We start from the raw sequence: 1416 nt of genomic DNA on the forward strand, positions 1-1416 counted from the left end.
AGGTGCTGGTCCAGATGCGGGTGCGCCGTTTCTTCTGCGACAACACCACCTGTGACAAGAGGACCTTCGCCGAGCAGGTTCCGGGCCTGACCAGCAGGCACGGCCGACGCGCGGCGGGGCTTGCGTTGATGCTGCGGACGGTGGCGCTGGCGTTGGGCGGCCGTCCTGGTGCCCGTCATAGCGCGCGTCTGGCTTGTGCGGTGGGCCGTTCGACGCTGCTGCGGCTGTTGCGGAGCTTGCCGGACCCGCAGGTGGCGACTCCGCGGGTGCTGGGGGTTGATGAGTTCGCCTGGCGCAAGGGCCATACCTACGGGACGGTACTGGTCGATGTGGAGGGCGGGCATCCGGTCGATCTGTTGCCGGATCGGTCGGCGGACTCGTTCGCGGCCTGGCTGGAGGCTCATCCCGGCGTGGAGGTGATCTGCCGGGACCGGGCCGGTTGCTATGCCGAAGGTGCTCAGCGCGGCGCCCCATTGGCCGTGCAGGTCGCTGATCGCTGGCATTTGCTGCACAACCTGTCCGGTGTGGTCCAGCGCGCTGTGTCCCGGCTTCGCGCGCATCTGCGTGAGCCGGCCAAAGCCGAGGCCGAACCTCCTGCCATGCTGGAACCGGCCTGCGATGAAGGAGCCTCGGCAGCTCGGACCCGGACTCGGCATGCCGAGATCCACCAGGCGCTCAGCCGAGGGATGACCATCACCGAGATCAGCCGTGACCAGCGGTTATCCCGCAAGACCGTGCGCCGCTACGCCACAGCCGCCACTGCCGACGAGCTCATCGTCGATGAGCGCACGCCGCGTCGGACGATCCTCGATGCCTATCTGCCCTACCTGCAGGAACGCTGGGAGCAGGGCTGCCGCAGCACCGATCAGCTCCTGGTCGAGCTGCGCGAACGCGGCTACCTGGGAAGCGGGCGCACGCTACGACGTCTCACCGCCAAGCTCCGCACGACAACGGCCGCGATCACACCCGCTCCCGTGCCGAAGGTCCGGGAGGTCACCGGCTGGATCGTCCAGCCACCTGGCAAGGTCGACGCCCAGGACCTGGCCAAACTCGAACAGATCACCGACCGTTGTCCAGAACTGGCCTCGGTCACCGAACTGACTCGTCAGTTCGCCGAGATGCTCGTGCATCGTCGTGGCGAGCAGGACCTGGACAGCTGGGCTGCGCGAGCAGAGGCCAGCCCTGCCCGGGAACTACGCGACTTCGTCGCCGGGCTTCGCCGTGACTGGGCGGCGGTCAAGGCCGGCCTCACCCTGCCGTACAGCTCTGGAGCAGTGGAAGGCAACGTGAACCGCATCAAGATGATCAAACGGATCATGTACGGACGAGCCAACCCCGACCTTCTCCGCATCCGCGTGCTGCACGGTTACTGATCACGGAAAGTGGGCCAGACCCACACGCACTTGGCCGTTGACA

1 protein-coding gene is annotated in these 1416 nt (G+C 67.2%); it reads left to right on the top strand.

Going from position 1 to position 1416, the window contains the following annotated elements:
* The coding region (locus AB0F17_RS66435; RefSeq protein ID WP_358047857.1) for an ISL3 family transposase at positions 1–1373 on the top strand (1373 nt) is incomplete at its 5' end.
* Between the last annotated feature and the right edge of the window lie 43 nt (positions 1374–1416).

The sequence above is a fragment of the Nonomuraea sp. NPDC026600 genome, assembly GCF_040638335.1.
Lineage (GTDB): Bacteria > Actinomycetota > Actinomycetes > Streptosporangiales > Streptosporangiaceae > Nonomuraea.